This window comes from Streptomyces changanensis, from assembly GCF_024600715.1.
Lineage (GTDB): Bacteria > Actinomycetota > Actinomycetes > Streptomycetales > Streptomycetaceae > Streptomyces > Streptomyces changanensis.
This window is the reverse complement of sequence record NZ_CP102332.1, coordinates 3,592,038-3,611,510: the sequence shown is the minus strand read 5'-3', so window position 1 is coordinate 3,611,510 and position 19,473 is coordinate 3,592,038. Positions and strand designations below refer to the sequence as shown.

General features: G+C 75.2%; 19 protein-coding genes. 7 read left to right on the top strand and 12 right to left on the bottom strand.

Annotated elements, in window-relative coordinates; genetic code table 11:
- Positions 1-58: 58 nt before the first annotated feature.
- Complete coding sequence (locus tag NRO40_RS16070; protein WP_269803091.1) at positions 59-913, bottom strand: NAD(P)-dependent oxidoreductase; 855 nt, start codon at positions 911-913, stop codon at positions 59-61.
- A 233-nt stretch (positions 914-1,146) separates the two neighbouring features.
- Between NRO40_RS16070 and NRO40_RS16065 the strand changes: the two genes are divergently transcribed.
- From NRO40_RS16065 to NRO40_RS16055, 3 genes are all read left to right on the top strand, one after another.
- Positions 1,147-1,746: a TetR/AcrR family transcriptional regulator gene (locus tag NRO40_RS16065; protein WP_058942459.1), complete on the top strand. Its 600-nt coding sequence runs from the start codon at positions 1,147-1,149 to the stop codon at positions 1,744-1,746.
- 68 nt (positions 1,747-1,814) lie between these two features.
- On the top strand, positions 1,815-2,258 hold the full coding sequence (locus tag NRO40_RS16060) for a GNAT family N-acetyltransferase (RefSeq protein WP_058942458.1): 444 nt from the start codon (positions 1,815-1,817) through the stop codon (positions 2,256-2,258).
- A gap of 128 nt (positions 2,259-2,386) precedes the next feature.
- Positions 2,387-3,259 carry an alpha/beta fold hydrolase gene (locus NRO40_RS16055; RefSeq protein WP_058942457.1) on the top strand — a complete coding sequence of 291 codons (873 nt, stop codon included), beginning with the start codon at positions 2,387-2,389 and terminating at the stop codon, positions 3,257-3,259.
- Between the two features lie 103 nt (positions 3,260-3,362).
- Here NRO40_RS16055 and NRO40_RS16050 read toward each other — a convergent pair whose 3' ends face one another.
- Complete coding sequence (locus NRO40_RS16050) at positions 3,363-4,259, bottom strand: glycoside hydrolase family 19 protein (RefSeq protein WP_058942456.1); 897 nt, start codon at positions 4,257-4,259, stop codon at positions 3,363-3,365.
- A gap of 428 nt (positions 4,260-4,687) precedes the next feature.
- On the opposite strand from NRO40_RS16050, the gene NRO40_RS30810 reads away from it, so the two are divergent.
- Positions 4,688-5,164, top strand: coding sequence for a protein kinase family protein (locus NRO40_RS30810; RefSeq protein ID WP_408057010.1), 477 nt, complete (start codon positions 4,688-4,690; stop codon positions 5,162-5,164).
- Here the strand turns inward: NRO40_RS30810 and NRO40_RS16040 are convergent.
- A complete protein-coding gene (locus NRO40_RS16040) occupies positions 5,065-6,348 on the bottom strand; it encodes an adenylosuccinate synthase (RefSeq protein ID WP_058942454.1) in 1,284 nt (427 codons plus the stop codon). The two genes, NRO40_RS30810 and NRO40_RS16040, sit on opposite strands and share 100 nt — an antisense overlap.
- A 174-nt stretch (positions 6,349-6,522) precedes the next feature.
- Here NRO40_RS16040 and NRO40_RS16035 point away from each other — a divergent pair, with 174 nt between their 5' ends.
- Positions 6,523-7,407, top strand: coding sequence for a hypothetical protein (locus NRO40_RS16035; protein WP_058942453.1), 885 nt, complete (start codon positions 6,523-6,525; stop codon positions 7,405-7,407).
- Positions 7,408-7,694: 287 nt separating this feature from the next.
- Here NRO40_RS16035 and NRO40_RS16030 read toward each other — a convergent pair whose 3' ends face one another.
- Positions 7,695-8,204 carry a GbsR/MarR family transcriptional regulator gene (locus tag NRO40_RS16030; protein WP_058942452.1) on the bottom strand — a complete coding sequence of 170 codons (510 nt, stop codon included), beginning with the start codon at positions 8,202-8,204 and terminating at the stop codon, positions 7,695-7,697.
- 93 nt (positions 8,205-8,297) lie between these two features.
- On the opposite strand from NRO40_RS16030, the gene NRO40_RS16025 reads away from it, so the two are divergent.
- Both NRO40_RS16025 and NRO40_RS16020 read left to right on the top strand, forming a co-directional pair.
- Positions 8,298-9,203, top strand: a complete 906-nt coding sequence (locus NRO40_RS16025; protein ID WP_058942451.1) for an ABC transporter ATP-binding protein — start codon at positions 8,298-8,300, stop codon at positions 9,201-9,203.
- A 128-nt stretch (positions 9,204-9,331) separates the two neighbouring features.
- Entirely contained in the window at positions 9,332-10,843 is a 1,512-nt protein-coding gene (locus NRO40_RS16020) for an ABC transporter permease (protein WP_107115102.1), read from the top strand.
- A gap of 53 nt (positions 10,844-10,896) precedes the next feature.
- On the opposite strand, the gene NRO40_RS16015 is transcribed toward NRO40_RS16020, so the two are convergent.
- The 8 genes from NRO40_RS16015 to NRO40_RS15980 all read right to left on the bottom strand — a co-directional run bounded on the left by NRO40_RS16015 (position 10,897) and on the right by NRO40_RS15980 (position 19,314).
- Positions 10,897-12,102, bottom strand: coding sequence for a cytochrome P450 (locus tag NRO40_RS16015; protein WP_058942449.1), 1,206 nt, complete (start codon positions 12,100-12,102; stop codon positions 10,897-10,899).
- Positions 12,103-12,383: 281 nt separating this feature from the next.
- Entirely contained in the window at positions 12,384-13,043 is a 660-nt protein-coding gene (locus NRO40_RS16010) for a response regulator (protein WP_058942448.1), read from the bottom strand.
- On the bottom strand, positions 13,040-14,335 hold the full coding sequence (locus tag NRO40_RS16005) for a sensor histidine kinase (RefSeq protein WP_058942447.1): 1,296 nt from the start codon (positions 14,333-14,335) through the stop codon (positions 13,040-13,042). Before NRO40_RS16005 ends, NRO40_RS16010 begins: the two co-directional genes overlap by 4 nt.
- A 74-nt stretch (positions 14,336-14,409) precedes the next feature.
- Positions 14,410-15,255 (bottom strand): NmrA family NAD(P)-binding protein, encoded by an 846-nt coding sequence (locus NRO40_RS16000; RefSeq protein ID WP_058942446.1) that lies wholly within the window; start codon positions 15,253-15,255, stop codon positions 14,410-14,412.
- A 95-nt stretch (positions 15,256-15,350) separates the two neighbouring features.
- Positions 15,351-16,250 carry an alpha/beta hydrolase family protein gene (locus NRO40_RS15995; RefSeq protein WP_058942445.1) on the bottom strand — a complete coding sequence of 300 codons (900 nt, stop codon included), beginning with the start codon at positions 16,248-16,250 and terminating at the stop codon, positions 15,351-15,353.
- Positions 16,251-16,345: 95 nt separating this feature from the next.
- Positions 16,346-17,563, bottom strand: coding sequence for a kynureninase (gene kynU, locus NRO40_RS15990; protein WP_058942444.1), 1,218 nt, complete (start codon positions 17,561-17,563; stop codon positions 16,346-16,348).
- A complete protein-coding gene (locus tag NRO40_RS15985) occupies positions 17,556-18,410 on the bottom strand; it encodes a tryptophan 2,3-dioxygenase family protein (RefSeq protein WP_079047082.1) in 855 nt (284 codons plus the stop codon). Before NRO40_RS15985 ends, kynU begins: the two co-directional genes overlap by 8 nt.
- A gap of 112 nt (positions 18,411-18,522) precedes the next feature.
- Complete coding sequence (locus NRO40_RS15980; protein ID WP_232791082.1) at positions 18,523-19,314, bottom strand: DUF3152 domain-containing protein; 792 nt, start codon at positions 19,312-19,314, stop codon at positions 18,523-18,525.
- Positions 19,315-19,473 lie beyond the last annotated feature (159 nt).

Here is a 19,473-nt window from a genome sequence, read left to right as displayed (position 1 = left end):
CACCGGGCGCGCCCGTCCGGGCATCCGAGGCCGCGCGCCACGTGGGGCCCGGCTGCGGCTACCGCGTGGCGGGCGCCTTCGCCAGGACCTCGACCAGGCTGGAGGAGCTGTCCGCCCCGCGGCCCGCGTCCACGCCGCGGCGGAAGAGCGCGGCGACCGCGGCGGGCAGCGCGGTGTCGACGCCCGCGTCAGCCGCGGTGTGCAGCACGTGCTCGGTGCTCGCGAGGCCCATGGCGAGGCGGTCGACGTCCCCGCCGTGGTCGCCGGCGTCGACACGCGGCGTGTAGAACTCCACGAACCGGCCCAGGTCCAGGGCGTCCAGGGCGAGCGGCCGGATGTCGGCGGCCGTCAGCCCGTGTGCGCCGGCCAGTGCGAGGGCCTGCCAGTACCCGGACAGGGCGGTCCAGAACATGACCATGTTGAGCTGGTAGAGGAGTGCCGCCGTGCCGGGGTCCTCGCCCCGGTGGTCGATGCCCGTCAGGACCTCCAAGGTGGCGCGGTGGGTGTCGAAGACGTCGCGCGGGCCGCTGTAGAGGGTCGTGGAGGCCGGGTCGCCGATGCCCGCGGGCGGGGTCAGCACCCCGCCGGTGAGGTGCGCGGCACCGCGCTCGGCCGCCCACGCCGCACCGGCACGGGCCTCGGCCGGGGTGCCCGAGGTGAGGTTCACCAGGACGCGGCCCTCCAGGGCGACCGGCCCGACGCCGCCCAGCACGGCGTGGACGGCGTCGTAGCCGGTGAGGCTCAGCACCGTCAGCCCGGACGCGCCGACCGCCTCCTCGGCGGTGGCGGCGAGGCGGGCCCCGCGTCGTACGGGGCCGTCGGCACGGGAGGGGGTGCGGTTCCAGACGGTGACGGGGTGCCCGGCGGCGAGGAACGCGTCCACCATGGCGAGGCCCATGGGCCCGAGGCCGATGACGGAGACGGGAGCGGGGGCAGGGGCCGGGACGGAGGCCGGGGCGGGCGCAGGGGCAGGGGCAGGGGCAGGGGCAGGGGCGGAGGGAGCGGCGGGGGCGGCTTCGGGGTTGCTCACGGGGTTCACCTTTCGACGACACGCGCTAGAACGAACGCTCTACCCAGAGCGATGTCAGGACCGTAGCACGCACTAGAACGAGCGCTCTACCCACTTTGGCCGGTACGATCGGGCCCATGCAGACCGCCCCCGCCACCTCCGCCACCCCCGGCACCCGCGACCGGATCGTCACCACCGCGGCACGCCTCATCCAGCGCCAGGGGTACGTCGGTACGGGCATCAAGCAGATCGCCGGGGAGGCGCGGGCGACCCTCGGCTCCGTCTACCACTTCTTCCCCGGCGGCAAGGAGGCCGTGGCCGTGGAGGCCCTGCGGCACAGCGGCGCGGAGTTCGCCCGCTTCCTGCGCGAGACGCTGGCCCGCGAGGACGACGCGGCGGCCGCGGTGGAGGCGTGCGCGGTGCGACTCGCGGAGGAACTGCGGGCGTCGGGGTGGGTCGACGGGTGCCCGGTCACCGCGGCGGCCCTGGAGACGCTCGGCACGGACACGGACACGGGCATCCAGCAGGCGTGCGCGGACGCTCTGCGCGGCTGGGAGGCACTGGTCGCAGAGAAGCTGCTGACCTGCGGCTTCACGGCGGACGACGCGCGCGAGCTGGCGACGACCGTCATCGGGGCCCTGGAGGGCGCCGAGGTGACCGCCCAGGTCACCCGCAGCGAGGAGCCGCTGCGCGTGACGGGCCGCCACCTCGCCCGCCTGCTGCGCTCGTACGCCTGACGAGTCCGCGAACCGGCGGTGCCGGGAACCCGTTTGACGGCCGGTCCGCGACGCCGTTGGCTGCGGGGATGAGCGAACTGCGTTGCGAGCGGGTGAAGGGCGGATCGGGCGCCGAGGACTGGCGGCAGGTCCACAACGAGATCATTCCGACGCACCTCCTGTCCCCGCAGGACGTCCGCGAGCGCGCCGGGCGCCACCACCTGGAGGTCGCGTACCTCGGCGACGCCGTCGTCGGGTGCAGCACCGTACGGCCGCCGACGGCCGAGCGGCCGGACACGGCGACGGTGATCGCCCGCATCCTCCCGCCGTACCGGCGCCGGGGGTACGGCGGGGAGCTGTACGCGCGCGGGGTGGCGGTGGCCCGGGAGGCGGGGGCGGTGACGCTGGAGACGGCGGTGCCGGCGTCCAACGACGACGGTCTGCGCTTCGCCCTGGGGCACGGCTTCACCGAGGTCGAGCGGTACCTGCTGGACGGCGACACCATCCCCTGGATCGACCTGCGGCTGGGCTGAACCGCCGCGCCGCACGACGCCCCCCGCGAGCCGCCCCCGAAAAGGGATGCGGACGACCGGGGGGCGCGCTACGGTGTGACCCGCAAACGAGACGAGACGTCTCGTCTAGAACCCGTCAAGGGGGCAGCATGCACCAGCACCACGTCGACGTCGCGCCCGGCATCCGCCTGTGGGTGGAGGAGCGGGGCTCCGCGGCCGCCCCGCCACTGCTGCTGATCATGGGCGCGCAGGCGTCGGGCCTCGGCTGGCCCGACGAACTGGTGGACGCGCTCGCCGAGCACCACCGGGTGATCCGCTACGACCACCGCGACACCGGCAGGTCGTCCTGGGCGTACGAGGAGCGGCCCTACGCCATCACCGACCTCGCCGACGACGCGCTCGCCGTGCTGGACGCGCTCGACGTCCGGCGGGCCCACGTCGTCGGCATGTCCCTGGGCGGCATGCTGGCCCAACTCCTCCTGGCCGACCACCCCGACCGGCTGCTCAGCGCCACGCTCATCGGCACCAGCACGCTCAGCACCGCGCCGTACGTCCACCCGGACGGCACCACCACGCCGCCCGAGGAGCTGCCGGGCATCGACCCGAGGATCCTCGACATGTGGGCGAACCGCCCCACGGACCTGGACCCGGGACAGGAGCTGGAGTGGCGGACCGAGCACTGGCGGATGCTGAACGGCGACGGGATCCCGTTCGACGCCGAGGCGGCCCGCGCCATGGAGCGCAGGATCACCGAGCACACCGGTCACACCCGGATCAGCATGGCGCACGGCCGCGCGGACCACTCGGGCATGCTGCGCACCGACGAGCTGGCGCGGAACGAGGTGCCGACCCTCGTCGTCTCCGGCCCAGCCGAGCCGGTCTTCCCGCCGCCGCACGCCGAGCACCTGGCGCAGGTGATCCGGGGCGCGTCGCTGGTGGAGGTCCCCGGCATGGGGCACGCGCTGCCGCGCCAGGTCCTGGAGCCGCTGGCCAGGGCGATCCTCGCGCACACGGGGGCGTGAGGCCGGCGCCCCGCGCCTCCCGCCCGGGCCCGCACGTGCGGAGGGCGGCCACCGCACTCGGTGGCCGCCCCCGATCCGGGGTCCCGGGGCCCGGGGCCCTTCGTCAGCAGTACAGGTTGGCGCCCGGCGCGACGCCGAGGATCTGGGTGAACTGCTGGTACTTGCTCACCCGGCTCTGGACCTGCGCCGGGTTGCGCCCGTCGCACTCCAGGGCGCCGTTGATGGAGCGGATGGTCTGACCGAAGCCGGCACCGGTCACCATGGCGTTGTGGCCGGTCATGGTGCCGGGGCCGTTCTGGGTGTTCCAGTACCAGAGGGCGGTCTTCCAGGCGACCGCGGACTCGCGCTCGACGCGGTGGGGGTTGTTGAGCAGGTCGATGCCGAGGGCGTCACCGGCCGCCTTGTAGTTGAAGTTCCAGCTGAGCTGGATCGGGCCGCGGCCGTAGTACGCGGCCTGGCCGGCGGGACAGCCGTAGGGCTGGTTCCGGTCGCAGTAGTGGGGGTAGTTCGCGGTGTTCTGCTCCACGATGTGGACGAGGCCGCCGGTCTCGTGGCTGACGTTGGCGAGGAAGGCGGCCGCCTCCTGGCGGCTCACCGTGGCGCCGCCGGTGGTCGCGAACGCCGGATAGGCGCCGAGCGCCGCCTTCAGGCCGCTGTAGGTGTAGAAGGGGTTCCGGTTCGGGAACATCTGGTGGAACTGCGCCTCGGACACGACGAAGCCGGAGGGCGCGGGGTCCGTCGGACCCGGATCGGGGGCGCCGGAGCCGCAGGCCCCCTGGTCGGCCCAGACGGCGACCGCGCCCGGACGCTCGTTCTGGGTCCACCACTTGGCCTGCCAGTTGTGGCCGCCGTACGAGGCCGTGTTGCCGCCCACGTACACGGAGGTCGCGCTCCAGGGCGCCGCGCAGTCGGCCGCCGATGCGGAGGGGGCGGGGAGGAGGGCCGTCAGACCTATCGCCGTGGCGAAGGCGGCCAGCAGGGCACCGAGGCGTCGTGACACGTCATCACTCCTTCGGGTGGGGGGAAGCCGGTGGGTGCCGGACACTCTCGGCGATTGGTCTGGACCTGTCAAGAGGTCCAGACCAGACACACCCGCGGGCGCCGCCGCGCCGACACCACGCCGACGGCCGGGGGCGGCCGCCGACGGCCGGGAACGGCCGAGAACGACCCCTCCGTCACGGCACTCCGGCACGACCCCCACGCGTCGCCGGGAGCCGACTCCCGCGAGCCGACTCCGGAGAGCCGCTCCCGCGCCCCGCGCCGCCCCGGACGCCGGGCCGCCGCCCCGGACGCGCGGCCCGGGCGCGTTGCCGACCGTCGCCCCCGCCGCCCTAACCCCGCTCCCCCGCCTCTCCGTCCCCCACCTCCCGATCCGCGACCCCCGCACGGGGCCTGAGTGGACGACACCCGTGTGCGAGGTTCCGGGGCGTGGATCCGCTGACGCCCGACGACCCCGCCGCGATCGGCCCGTTCCGCCTCCTCGGCCGGCTGGGCACCGGCGGCATGGGCAGCGTGTACCTCGCCCGGTCAGCGGGCGGCCGTACCGTCGCCGTCAAGGTCGTCCACCCGGAGCTCGCGGCCCAGGAGGAGTTCCGGCGCCGCTTCACCCGCGAGGTGGCCGCGCTGGAACGGGTCGGCGGCGCCGGCACCGCCCCGGTGCTCGGCTCCGGCGCCGCCGCCGAGGCCCCCCTCCCGGAAGTGAGCCACGGCGAAGCCCCCCGCACCGAGTGGTGCGGGGGGCTTCGCCGTGCGGCCAGGGCCTGCCGGGCCCACCGGGCCTGCCGGGCCCACCGGGCCTGCCGGGCCTACAGGAAGGAGTTGATCTCGATCGTCTCGGTGCGGCCGGGGCCGACGCCGATGGCGGAGATCGGGGCGCCCGACATCTCCTCCAGCGCCTTCACGTAGGCCTGCGCGTTCTTCGGCAGGTCGGAGAAGGTCTTGGCCTTGGAGATGTCCTCGGACCAACCCGGCAGGTACTCGTAGACGGGCTTCGCGTGGTGGAAGTCGGTCTGCGAGTAGGGCAGCTCCTCGACGCGCCGGCCGTCGATCTCGTACGCGACGCAGACGGGGATCTGCTCCCAGCCGGTCAGGACGTCCAGCTTGGTGAGGAAGAAGTCCGTCAGGCCGTTCACACGGGTGGCGTACCGGGCGATGACCGCGTCGAACCAGCCGCAGCGGCGGTCGCGGCCGGTGGTGACGCCGCGCTCGCCGCCGATGCGGCGCAGCGCCTCGCCGTCCTCGTCGAACAGCTCCGTCGGGAACGGGCCGGCGCCGACGCGGGTCGTGTACGCCTTGAGGATGCCGATGACCCGGCTGATCTTCGTCGGGCCGACGCCCGCGCCGGTGCAGGCACCGCCGGCGGTCGGGTTGCTGGAGGTGACGAAGGGGTACGTGCCGTGGTCGACGTCGAGCAGCGTGCCCTGGCCGCCCTCGAAGAGGACGACCTTGCCGGCGTCGATGGCGTCGTTGAGGATCAGCGTCGTGTCGGCGACGTAGGGCCGGATCTGCTCCGCGTAGCCGAGCATCTCCTCGACGATCTTGTCGGCCTCGATCGCGCGGCGGTTGAAGACCTTGGCGAGGAGCTGGTTCTTCTGCTCCAGCGCCGCCTCGACCTTCTGGGCGAGGATCGACTCGTCGTAGAGGTCCTGGACGCGGATGCCGACGCGGTTGATCTTGTCGGCGTACGTCGGGCCGATGCCGCGGCCGGTCGTGCCGATCTTCCGCTTGCCGAGGAACCGTTCCGTCACCTTGTCGAGGGTGACGTTGTACGGCGTGATCAGGTGGGCGTTACCGCTGATCAGGAGCTTCGAGGTGTCGACGCCCCGATCGTTCAGCCCGCTCAGCTCGGAGAGCAGGACCGCCGGGTCGACGACGACACCGTTCCCGATCACCGGGGTGCATCCCGGGGAGAGGATTCCGGAGGGAAGGAGATGCAGCGCGTACTTCTGGTCGCCTACGACGACCGTGTGACCGGCGTTGTTGCCGCCCTGGTAACGCACCACGTAGTCGACGGATCCACCGAGGAGATCGGTGGCCTTCCCCTTGCCCTCGTCACCCCACTGAGCACCGAGCAGCACAAGTGCGGGCACAGGCGTACACCCCTTCCGGGCGGGGCATGTCCAAGGCCAGGGGCGGAGAACGTCGTACGGCGGTGTACGACGCGCAGCCTGAGCCGTTGGACCGGTGCCCCGGAATAGACGAAGCCCCTGGCGCAATAGCGCAAGGGGCTCTTGCACAAAGATGCTACCCGAGGAAGGACCGAGGTGTCGGCTCCCGACCAGCTGCTGGTGGTCATCGACCCGGTCGCGCGCCGCACCGACGGCGAGTCCGTACGGATCGCGAAGGACGTGCTGTGCGCCGGGGCGGCCGCCCGGGTGTGCCTCCCCGACACCCCGGACGAGTTCGCGAGGGCCCTGGCCCGGCGGGGTTCCCGGCGGCCCGTGGTGATCGGCGACGACCGGGCGCTGGTGCGTGCGGTGGGCCTGCTGCACGGGGCCGGCGAGGCGGGCGGGCCCGCCCTGTCGCTGGTGCCGGTGGGGCCGCGCGAGTCGGTGCGGCTGGCCGTGTCGCTCGGCGTGCCACCGGGGGCGGTGACCGCGGCGCGGGCGGTCCTCGACGGGGTGGAGCGACGGCTTGACCTGCTGGTGGACGACGGGGGCGGGGTGGTCGTGGGCGGGCTGCGCATCCCCGACGGGCCGCCGCGCCCCAGGCCGCCGGGGGCCCCGGAGTCGCGGTTCCGGCCCGGCGGCGGGGACCCGCTCGCGCCGACGGTGTGGGGCACGTGCCGGTCGCTGGTGCGGACCCTGGTGGGCCCGGTGCCGCCGCGGGTCCCGCAGACGCGGGGGCACCGGTTGCGGGTGGAGGCGGACGGGCGGCTGCTGCGTGACGTGGACGACCCGGTGGAGGGCGTCACTGTGGTGTCGCGGGACGGTTCGGCGGAGGTCGTGGTGCGTCCGCGGGCGGCGGAGCCCCTGCGGTGGGCGGCCCGTACGGTCACGGTGACGGGCGTGGCGGGGCAGGGCTTCCACTACCGGGCGGACGCCGAGCCCTCCGGCCCGGTACCCGAGCGGACGTGGACGGTCCGCCCGGCGGCCTGGGCCCTGCTCGTACCGGCCCCGGCCCCGGCGCCGGCGCGGGAGGGCCGGTAGGGCCCGGTACGGGGCCCGGCCGTCCCGGGCCGTCGCCACGGCGTGCGGGGACCGCGTCGGAGCGGTCCGGAGCGCGCACCCGCACAGCAGTGACGCCCACGGCTCGGGGCGCCCGTTGGCCGCGCCCGGGGGCCGCTGGGCGCGGCGGGCGCCCGGGGGGCCGCTCGGCCCGGGGGACGCCCGGGGCGCGCGCCCGGAGGCCGCCCGCGCTCGCGGGCCGCGGCCGCCGTCGCCCCGCCGGTCGGTCCGTCGGAGAGCCGGACGTCGGTCCGTCGGGGAGCCGGACGTCAGTCCGGTGGGGAGCCGGCCGACTGGCGCTGTCGCCACCGGGCCATGATCTGCGTCATCTCGTCGTGGAGGAACCGGAAGAACTCCGCCGTCTCCGCGATCCGCGCGCCCGCCGCCGTGTCGGCGCCGAGCGTCTCGGCGCCCTCACAGAGGGTCTTCCGCCAGCGGAGGAGGACCTCGTCGCGGCGGGTGAACACCTCGTACCACCCGCCCTCGTGGAGCACGTACCGCTCGCGGCGGGAGCCCGGGTCGCGTTCGCGGCCGATCATGTTGACCTGTGTCAGGTAGCGCACGGCGCCCGAGACGGCGGCGGGGCTGATCCTCAGCTGCTCGCCGAGTTCGGCGGCGGTCAGGGCCGCCTTGTCGGAGACGAGCAGCGCGGCGAACACCCTGGCCGCCATCCGCTGCATCCCGGCCTGCGTCAGCTCCCCGGCGAAGCGCTCGACGAAGCGGCTCACCGCCTCCTCGTCGCGCTCCGGCCGTTCCGCGAGCCGCTCGTCGGTCCCCATGCGCCCATCGTCTCCCGTCGTCCCTCGAACGGACCCGATTTTATACGCTTCCTTAACTTCACAATTTTGTGAACACCGGCGTAGCGTCGAAGCATGACGAACGCCATCAGCGTCGCCGGACTGCACAAGTCCTTCGGGCGCACCCACGCGCTCGCCGGCCTCGACCTGACCGTCGCGCCCGGTGAGGTACACGGCTTCCTCGGGCCCAACGGCTCCGGCAAGTCGACGACCATCCGCGTCCTCCTCGGGCTGCTCCGCGCCGACTCGGGCACCGCCCGGCTCCTCGGCCGCGACCCGTGGCAGGACGCCGTCGAGCTGCACCGCCGCGTGGCGTACGTCCCCGGCGACGTGACGCTCTGGCGGAACCTCTCCGGCGGCGAGGTGATCGACCTGTACGGCAGGCTCCGCGGCGGACTGGACCGGGCGCGCCGCGCCGAGCTGGTCGAGCGGTTCGAGCTGGACCCGACGAAGAAGGGCCGCACGTACTCCAAGGGCAACCGCCAGAAGGTGGCCCTCGTCGCCGCCTTCGCCTCCGACGTGGACGTGCTGGTCCTCGACGAGCCGACCAGCGGCCTCGACCCGCTGATGGAGGGCGTCTTCCAGCGGTGCGTGCGCGAGGAGCGCGACCGGGGCCGCACCGTCCTGCTGTCGTCGCACATCCTCAGCGAGGTGGAGAGCCTCTGCGACCGGGTGAGCATCATCCGCAAGGGCCGCACCGTCGAGTCCGGCTCCCTCGCCGAGCTGCGCCACCTGACCCGCACCAGCGTCGAGGCCGAGCTGGCCGCCCCGCCGAACGGCCTCGCGGACCTGCCGGGCGTCCACGACGTGCGCGCCGAGGGCACCCGCGTACGGCTCCAGGTCGACACCGACCGGCTCGGCCCGGTCCTGCGCGCCCTCACCGACGCCGGGGTGCGGACGCTGACCAGCACCCCGCCCACCCTGGAGGAGCTGTTCCTGCGCCACTACGGGAACGACGCGGACGAGGCGGTGACCCGGTGAACACGGCCACCACCGCCACCACCGCCACCTCCACCCCGGCCTCCGGGAACACCCGCGGCGACGGGGGCGCCCGCCACCTCGCCGGCACGGGGGCGCTGCTGCGGCTCGCCCTGCGCCGCGACCGGGTCATGCTGCCCGTGTGGGTACTCGTCCTCGGCACCATGGTCGTCAGCGGGGCCGGCTCGATCGAGGCCCTCTACGGCACGGCCGCCGAGCGCGCCGAGGTCGCCGCGTCGATGACCGCCAACAGCTCCCTGCGGTCGATGTACGGCCCGGTGTTCGGCGACTCGACGGGCGCGCTCGTCGCCTGGCGGTTCGGGGTGTTCGCGGCGGTCCTCGCGGCGGTGATGAGCCTGGTCGTCGTCGTCCGGCACACCCGCGAGGAGGAGGAGACCGGCCGCCAGGAACTGCTGTCGGCCGCCATGGTCGGGCGGCGGGCCCCGCTGACCGCCGCCCTGCTCGCCGCGCTCGTGGGCAACACCGCCCTCGCCCTCGTCATCACCGCGGGGCTGGCCGGGCGGGGCGCCGGCAGCGCCCTCGCGCTGGGCCTCGCGGTCGGGCTGACCGGCATGGTCTTCGCCACGACGGCGGCGATCACCGCGCAGCTCACGGAGGGCGCCCGGCTCGCGAAGGGCCTCGCGGCGGCCGTGCTGGGCGCCGCCTTCGTGCTGCGCGCGGCGGGTGACGCGGGCAGCGCCGACGGCGGGTCGGTCCTCACCTGGCTGTCGCCGGTCGGCTGGGCGGAGAACGTCCGGGCGTTCGCCGGGGACCGCTGGTGGGTGCTGCTGCTGCCGGTCGCCGCGGTCCTGGTCCAGGGCGCCGCCGCGTACGGGCTGACCGGGCGCCGCGACATCGGCATGAGCTTCCTGCCCTCCCGGCCCGGCCCCGCCGAGGGGCGGCTCGCCACGGCGGGCGCCCTGGCGTGGCGGCTCCAGCGTGGCGGGCTCGCCGGGTGGACGGTCGGCTTCCTCGTCGCCGGACTCGTCTTCGGCGGGATGGTCGAGGGCGCCGCCGACCTCGTCGGGGACAACGAGCAGGCACGGGCGATCTTCCAGCGGATGGGCGGCGCGCAGGCCGTGAGCGACGCCTTCCTCGCCGCGCTCCTCGGGATGTTCGGGATGGTCGCGTCGCTGTACGCGGTCGGGTCGGTGCTGCGGCTGCACGGCGAGGAGACCTCGCAGCGCGCCGAACCGGTGCTCGCGGGTGCGGTCGGGCGGCTGCGCTGGGCCGCCGGGCACCTGGTGGTCGCGTTCGCCGGTGCGGTCGTGCTGCTGTTCGCGGCCGGGCTCGGGATGTACCTCTCGTACGGGCGGGACTTCGGCGCCGTGATGGGCGCGGCGGCCGTCCAGCTGCCGGCGGTGTGGCTGCTGGGCGGGGTGGCGGTGCTGCTGTACGGCGCCGCGCCGAAGGCGGCCGTCGCGGCGTGGGGCGTGGCCGGGCTGTCGCTCGCGATCGGCTGGATCGGACCGGCGCTGGACCTGCCGCGGGCCGTGCTCGACCTGTCACCGTTCGGGCACCTGCCGAAGCTGCCGGGCGCCGACATGGCGTGGCCGCCGGTGCTGGTCCTGCTGGCCGGGGCGGCGCTGCTGGTCGCGGCGGGGCTCGCGGGGCTGCGGCGCCGGGATCTCGTCACGGGGTGACGGGCCCCGTCGCGGAGGGGGGCGGGCCCGGTCACGGGGGTGGCGGGCCCCCGTCACAGGGCGACGCGCAGCTCCTCCAGGCCCCGGATCACGTACCCGGGCCGCCACCGCGGCTCCTCCACCGGGCGCAGCCGCGGGGCCCGGCGCAGGAGCTCGCGGAAGGTGGCGGTGAGCTCCAGCCGGGCCAGCGGCGCGCCCAGGCAGTAGTGGACACCCGCCCCGAAGCTGACGTGCGGGTTGTCGGCGCGGCCCAGGTCGAGGCGGTCGGGGTGGTCGAAGCGGGCCGGGTCGCGGTTGGCGGAGCCGAAGAGCAGCGCCACCTCGGAGCCGCGCGGAACGGTCACGTCACCGATCTCGATGTCGTCCAGCACCCAGCGCTCGAACATCTGGAGCGGCGTGTCGTGGCGCAGCAGCTCCTCCACGGCCGTGGACAGCGCCACCCGGCCGGCGCGCAGCTCCGCGAGCCGGTCCGGGTGGCGGAACAGGGTCCACCAGCCGTTGACGGTGGTGTTGACGGTCGCCTCGTGGCCCGCGTTCAGCAGCAGCACGCACGTCGACACCATCTCCTGCGCGGTCAGCCGGTCGCCCTCGTCGTGGGCGGCGATCAGCGCGGACACCAGGTCGTCGCCGGGGTCCTGCCGCCGCCGGGCGATCAGCTCCCGCAGGTACGCCGAGAACTCGACGGACGCGGCGACCGCCCGGCGGGCCGTCTCCTCGTCGGGGTTCAGCTCGAACATGCCGCAGATCGCCGCCGACCAGGGGCGCAGCAGGGGGCGGTCCGCGACGGGGATGCCCAGCATCTCCGCGATGACCGCCACCGGCAGCGGCTCGGCGACGCGGGTGAGGAGGTCGCCGCCGCCGTCCGCGAGGAGGCCGTCCACGAGCTCCGCGGCGAGCCGCTCGACGACGGGCACCAGCCGCTCGACGGTGCGGGGCGTGAACGCCTTCGCCACCAGGCGGCGGATGCGGGTGTGGTCCGGCGCCTCCAGGTCGAGCAGACCGTGGCCGTTGAGCACGTGGAACGGCTCGTGCGCGGCGGGCGGCGGGGTCCGGCCGAACTCCTCGTGCGTGAAGCGGTGCAGGTACGTCCGCCCCAGGCGCCGGTCGCGCAGCAGGGCGGAGACGTCCGCGTGGTGCGGCACCAGGTACTGGCGGGTGGGCTCGTACCAGTGGACGCGCCCCCGGGCACGGAGCTCCGCGTACGCGGGGTACGGATCCGCGACGAACCCGGGCGCCAAGGGGTCGAACGACATGACCATGGCGGGACGCTACCCCACGGCCACCCCCCGGGCGAGACCCCCGGAGACCGGGCGAGACCCCCGGAGGCCGGGCGAGTCCTCCGGAGGCCGGGCGGGACCCCGCGGCGGCGACCCGTCCCGGCGCGTGGCCGGCGGGCGCGCGGACGGGCCCGGCCCGTGGCCGCCGACCGCGGCGCACGAGCCCCGGCGCCGCCCCCTGGGTCGTGTCTTCACGGATCTTGCCGGGCTCGCGGGGTCTGGCACGCACGCTCGCCGATCCGGCCTGATCCGAAAGACAGGCCCTAGCCCGGGGTGACCAGGCGGGCCTCGTAGGCGAAGACCGCCGCCTGGGTGCGGTCGCGCAGGCCGAGCTTCACCAGGATCCGGCTGACGTGCGTCTTGATCGTCGACTCCGCCACCACCAGGTGCGCGGCGATCTCCGCGTTGGACAGGCCCTGCGCGATCAGCACCAGGACCTCCGTCTCGCGTTCCGTCAGGTCGCCGACCTGGGACAGCGCGGCCGGTCGCGGCGACTCGGCGCGCTTGGCGAACTCGGTGATCAGCCGGCGGGTGACCGTCGGCGCGAGGAGCGCCTCGCCCTCCGCCACCACCCGCACTCCGTCCGCCAGTTGCCGGGCCGAGGCGTCCTTCAGCAGGAACCCGGACGCGCCGGCGCGCAGGGCCTGGTAGACGTACTCGTCGAGGTCGAAGGTGGTCAGGACGAGCACCTTCGCGTCACCGTCGGCGGCGACGATCTCCCGGGTCGCGTCGATGCCGTTCATCTCCGGCATGCGGATGTCCATGAGCACGACGTCCGGGCGCAGCGCCGCCACCTGGCGGATCGCCTCGCGGCCGTTCACGGCCTCGCCGACGACCTCGATGCCGGGCATCGCGTTCAGCAGGACCGAGAAGCCCTCGCGGACCATCACCTGGTCGTCCACCACCAGGACCCTGATCGTCACGCCGCCGCCTCGTCCTTCGTCACCGGCACGAACGCCGTCACCTCGTAGCCGCCGTCGTCCGTCGGCCCGGCGGTCAGCTCGCCGTTCAGCATCGCCACCCGCTCCCGCATGCCGGTGATGCCGTGGCCCGCGCCCGGGGAGGGCTTGACGAGGCCGCGCGGCGGGCCGTTCACGACCCGCAGGCCGAGCCCGCCCAGCACGTACGCGATCTCCACGCGCGCCGCCGCGCCCGGCGCGTGCCGCAGGACGTTGCTGAGCGCCTCCTGCACGATGCGGTACGCGGACAGCTCCACGCCCTGCGGCAGCTCGCGCGCGGCGCCGGTGACCGCCTTGTCGACGATCAGACCCGCGTCGCGGACATTGGCCAGCAGCCCGTCCAGGTCGGCGAGGGTCGGCTGCGGGGCGTCGGGGGCCTCGTAGTCCTCCGCGCGGACGACGCCCAGGACGCGCCGCAGCTCGGCCAGGGCGGCCACCGCGTTCTCGCGGATCGTCACGAACGCCTGCTCCAGCTCGGGCGGCGGGTTCTCCACCCGGTACGGGGCGGCCTCCGCCTGGATGGCGACGACCGACATGTGGTGGGCGACCACGTCGTGCAGCTCGCGCGCGATGGTGGTGCGCTCCTCCAGCAGGGTCCGCATGGACCGCTCGTGCGCGGTGACCGTGCGCTCCGCGGTCACCTCCTCCTTCGCCTCCCGCCGCACGTGCAGGACGGTCACCGTGAGGAGGACGAGCGCGGAGACGAAGAGCAGCGCCGCGGTGGTGGAACCGTCGTCCCCGCCGAGGACCGCGCCCGAGAAGAACCCGTACGCCCCGGTCACCACCCACATCCAGGCGGCCGTGCGCGGCTGGGTCCGCGCGGCGACGACGGTCAGCACGATGACGTGCGAGACGAGCGTGACGGGCGTCCACGGCCGGCCGTCCCACGGTCCGGCGATCACCGCGCACAAGGTCGCGGCGAAGAGCGACCCCCAGAACGCCGCCACCGGCCGCACCAGCGTCAGCAGGATGGCCGCCGCGGGGATGAAGCCGACGATGAACGGCCCGCGCTCGAACGCCACGCTGAGCACCAGCAGCGCCGCCGCGCAGACCGCCGCGTGCGGGAGCCACACCACGTACCGGCGTATCCCCTCCGGCAGCCTGCGCGTCACGGGGCCGTCGGGGGACATGGGCGGGAGGGGGCGGTAGCTCGTGGCGTCCTGGATGAGGTGTTCGCGCAGACCCCGGAGGATCCCCACGGCGTGGTGGAGCTCCGGGCTGCGGGCGCCCTGGATGCGCTGCGTCGTCTCGGTCACGTCAGCAACCGTACGGGGGGACCGCACCCGTGGCGTCGGCTGTGAGAGGGGTTCCGGCGGGTCCGTCTGGAGTACTACGCGGTGTCCTCCCGGTGGGGTCGGAACGCCGCCGCGTGCTCCCGGGCCCACTCGGCGAACGTCCGCGCCGGCCGGCCCGTGACGCGTTCCACCGTGTCCGTCACGGTCCGCCCCTCGGCCGGGGTGTCGCCGTAGACGTCCAGGAGGAAGGCGATCGTCTCCTCCGGGAGCCCCTCGGCCCGCCAGCGGGCGGTCGCCTCCCCGGGGTCCAGCTCCACCAGGCGCACCGCCCGGCCGCGGGCCGCCGCTATGGCCTCCACCCGTTCCCGCAGGGTCAGCGCCTGCGGGCCGGTGAGGAGGTACTCGTGCCCGGCGTGGCCGTCCTCGGTGAGCGCCGCCGCCACGACCGCGCCGATGTCCGCCTCGTGCACGAGGGCGCTGAGCCGGTCGGGGAACGGTTCGCGGACCTCGTCCCCGCGGCGGACGGGCTCGGCCCACTCCAGGGTGTTCGCCATGAACTCGACGGGCATGGCCACCGTCCAGGGCAGGCCGCTCGCGCGCACCGCCTCCTCGACGGGCGTGGGGCCGCCGCCGTGCAGGACGGTGAGGCGGCGCACCCCGGCGGCGCGGGCCAGCGCCACGAGGTCGGGCCCGGTCTCCAGCGGGGCCAGGGCGGCGCCCCCGAAGGTGATCAGGTGCAGGCCGGTGACGCCGTCGAGGGCGCCGGACGCGGCGAGCGAGGCCGGGTCGGTGAGGTCGCCGCGCACGACCTCGACGGTGCGGGGAAGGTCCGCGGCGGCGGGGTCGCGGGTCAGGGCGCGGACGGGCGCGCCGCGGCGCAGCAGCTCGGCCACGACGTGGCGGCCGACGGTTCCGGTGGCTCCGGTGACGAGGAAGGTCATACGGGCACGCTAGGAGCCATCGCGGACGATCACGGTCCGCGACCCCCGCCCCTCTCCCACGGCCGTCACCTCGGGTGCGGTGCCACCGGGCCCGGTCACCACGCCAGTTGGGCGATCTCCTCCGCGACGACCGCGCAGGCGTCCGCCGCCGGGTCGATCAGCGGGAAGTGGCCCACGTCGTCCAGGACGGTGAGGCCGACCGGCTCCCCGGCCCGCTCCGCCGCGTCGGCGTACGCCTCGGCGACGGACAGCGGCACGACGGTGTCCTCGCGGCCCTGTACGACGGTCGTGGCGATGCTCGTGGGCAGCAGCAGCGCGGGGTCCGCCGCGGCCGTCCGCTCCTTGGCGTGCGCGTCCCCGCCCAGCAGCTGGGTGACGGCGCCGCCGCACACGTCGAGCTCCACGGCCCGCGCGAAGTGCGCGATGGGGGCGAGGGCGACGACGCCGCGCAGCTCGGGCGGTCCGGGCAGCCGCCAGGGCGAGCCGGCGGGCAGGACGTGCCGGGCGGCGGCCCACAGGGCGAGGTGCCCGCCCGCCGAGTGGCCGGTGACGACCGTCCGGCGCGGGTCGGCCCGCGGCACGTGCTCGGCGGCGAGCGCGGGCAGCGCGTCGAGCGCCGCGGCCACGTCGTCGAACGTCTCCGGCCAGCGCCCGGCGACCGGCCCGGTTCCCCGCCCCCCGGTACCGCCCGGCCCGGCCCCGCGCGGTGCGGGGAGCCCGCCGCCCCGCCGGTACTCGACGCTCGCGACGGCGAACCCGCGCCGGGCCAGGAAGTCCGCGAAGGGCGAGACGTGCCGCCGGTCGTACGGCGCCCGCCACGCCCCGCCGTGCAGGACGACGACGAGGGGGACCCGGTCGTGCCGGCCCCGGGGCGCGTGGAAGTCCACGACCTGGTCGGGGTGCGGGCCGTACGGGGCGGTGGAGTCGGGGTCGACGGCCGGATGCGACAGGGCCGACGCCTCCTCGGCGGCGTCGCGCGCGGCGGGGTCGGGCATGGTGCTCAACCTTTCGGTGACGGGGCCGAATTGGCCTGACCTGCGGGGACCGTATCAGGCGTGACGGCCCCCGCAGATCGGCCCGAACGGCGGCGCTACCGGCCGGCACACACCTCCGCGAGCACGCGGGCGGCGCGCTCGGTGTCGGCGAACCCGACGTACAGCGGCGTGAAGCCGAAACGCAGCACGTCGGGGCGGCGCAGGTCACCCACGACACCGCGGGCGACCAGCTGTTCCATCACCGCGGGGGCGTCGTCGCACGAGAGGGCGACCTGGCTGCCGCGCTCGGCGTGCGCGGCCGGGGTGAGGCGGGTGAGGCGCCCCTCGGGGACGTACGCCCGGACGCACTCCAGGAAGAAGTCCGTCAGGGCGAGGCTCTTCGCCCGCACCTGCGGCACCGGCACCCCGTCCCACACGTCGAGGGACGCCTCCAGGGCCAGCATCGACAGGATGTCGGGCGTGCCGACCCGGCCGCGCCGCGCCCCGTCCGCCGCCGCGTACCCGGGGGTCATCGCGAAGGGGTCGGCGTGCGAGTTCCAGCCGGGCAGCGGGGAGTCGAAGCGCTCCTGGTGGCGTCGGGCGACGTACAGGTAAGCGGGCGAACCGGGGCCGCCGTTGAGGTACTTGTACGTGCAGCCGACGGCCAGGTCCACGCCGTGCGCGTCGAGGTCGACGGGGAGGGCGCCCGCGCTGTGGCACAGGTCCCACACCGCGACGGCGCCCGCGGCGTGCGCGGCGGCGGTGATGCCGGGCAGGTCGTGGAGCCGGCCGGTGCGGTAGTCGACGTGGTTGACGAGGACGGCGGCGGTGCGCGGGCCGACCGCGCCGGCGACGTCGCCCGGGGCGACCGGCACCAGGCGGCGGCCGGTCATGCGGGCGGCGGACTCGGCGATGTACCCGTCGGTGGGGAAGGTCGTCGCGTCGACGACGATCTCGTCCCGGCCGTCGTCGCCGGCCAGCCGGACCGCCCCGACCAGCGCCTTGAAGACGTTGACGCTGGTCGAGTCGCCGACCACGACCTGGCCGGGGGCGGCGCCGAGGAGCGGGGCGACGCGGTCACCGATCCGCTCGGGCGCGGTCCACCAGCCGCTCTCGTCCCAGGAGCGGATGCGCAGCTCGCCCCACTCGTGGCCGATGACGTGCGCCATCCGCGCGGGGACGTGGCGGGGCAGGGCGCCCAGCGAGTTCCCGTCGAGGTAGACGACGCCGTCGTCCAGGGCGAACAGGTCGCGGCGGTCGGCGAGCGGGTCGGCGGCGTCGAGTTCCGCGGCCCGCGCCTGAAGGGTCCGCGGGGGGAGGAGGGTCTCAGACATGGCTGCGCGCCGTCCACAGCTCGGGGAAGACGTGCTTGCCGGCGCGCTTCTCCAGCCAGGCCACCCCGGCGGAGCCGCCCGTGCCGGTCTTGGCGCCCATGGCCCGGCGGGTGGCGACGAGGTGGTCGTTGCGCCAGCGCCACACCAGTTCGGCGACGTCGGTGAGGGCCTCGCCGAGCTCGACCAGCTCGGCGTGGTCGCGGGGGGCGGCGTACAGCCCCGCCCAGACCTGCTCGACCGCCGGCGACGGCTCGTACCGCTGCGTGAGGTCGCGCTCCAGGACCTCGGCGGGGACGGGCAGGCCGCGGCGGGCCAGCAGCCGCAGCACCTCGTCGTACAGGCCGGGCTCGGCGAGGGCCTTCTCCAGCTCGGCGTGGACGCGCGGGGAGCCGCGGTGCGGGACGAGCATGGACGCCGACTTGTCGCCGAGGAGGAACTCCATGCGGCGGTACATCGCGGACTGGAAGCCGGAGCCCTCGCCGAGCATCTTGCGGTACGCGTTGAACTGCGCGGGCGTGAGGCGGGCGATCGGGTTCCAGGAGGCGTTCAGCGCCTCCAGCTCGTGCGTCGAGCGGCGCAGGGCGGTCAGCGCCTCGGGGATCCGGTCGTCGCGCAGGGCGCGGCCCGCGGTCTCCCACTCGTGGACGATGACGGTGAACCACAGCTCCATGACCTGGGTGGTGACCAGGAAGACCATCTCTCCCGGGTCGTCGGAGCGCAGGTGCTGCAGGTGGGTGAGGACGTCCGCCTGCACGTAGTCCTCGTAGGGAGTGGTGCCCGCGAAGTCCAGGTTCGGCATGTCCGAACCGGTCTCGTGCGCAGGGGGGGTAGTGGGCGAAGTAGACATCGCTGTCTCCGTCGGTGCGTGCTACCGGGTAGCGGTCTGCTCCTTCCGTTCGGCGGTGGAGCCCCGGTCCCCTCGGGACCGGGCGCAGTCGGCGCACGCGGTCCCGGTCGCATCATGGCACGATCGGACCGGTGATGTAACGGCCGTCCTCGTCATGGGGCCAGGCGTTGGAGACGCAACCGCGCAGCCCCTTGATCTGCTGCATCATCACGGGCGCGGGCTCGCCGGGGCCGGGGCACGTCATGTGGGAGCGCAGCCCGATCTCGTGGCCGATCTCGTGGTTGATGATCAGGTGGCGGTACTCGGCGGGGGTGCCGGTGAAGGTCGGGGAGCCGAGCAGCCACCGTTTGAGGTTGACCACGACGCCCTCGGTGGTCTCGCAGTTGTACTCGCCGCGGGTGTCGAGGCCCTGCGCGAGGCAGAGCCGGTCGGCGGTCTTCGGCGTGGCGATCCGGATGACGAAGTCGGCGTCCTCCGTGACCAGTTGGAACCTCCCTCGGCCGTGGGCGGCCCAGCCGCGCGGGTGGGCGAGGATCCGTTCGATCTCGTGCGCGGCGTCGGCGGCGGGGATGCCCGTGCCGTCCTCGACCTGCACGCGGTAGCGGCGGAGGGTGCCGGTGCCGACCTCGGCACCGGTGGCGCGCGCGGTGGTGAAGGTCCCGGCGCCCGTCAGCGGTACGGAACGGGGCGGCGCGGCGCGGCCGGGGCGGGAGGGGGACGGCGCGGCCGGCGGGGCGGCGGGCCGCGCGTCGGTCTCCGGCGGGGCCGGGGCGGCGGGTGACCGGTCCGCCCGCGGGGCCTGCGGGGCGGCGGGGGCGACGGCGGCGACGGGCTGCTCGTCGGCGTGCCAGTGGGCGAGGGCGGCGCCGGCGCCCAGGGAGAGGATCCCGAGGGCGAGGGTCACCGGTGCGATACGGCTCAGCGGCCCGCGGCTCCTGCCACGGCCGCGGCCGCTCGGGCGGCGCGCGCGTTTTCGCGGCGCGGCGGTTCCACGCTTGCCCACGGCAGAGCTCTCCCCGTGTCCTGGCCGGGTGGGGGGAGGTCCGGCGCCTGATTCGATGGT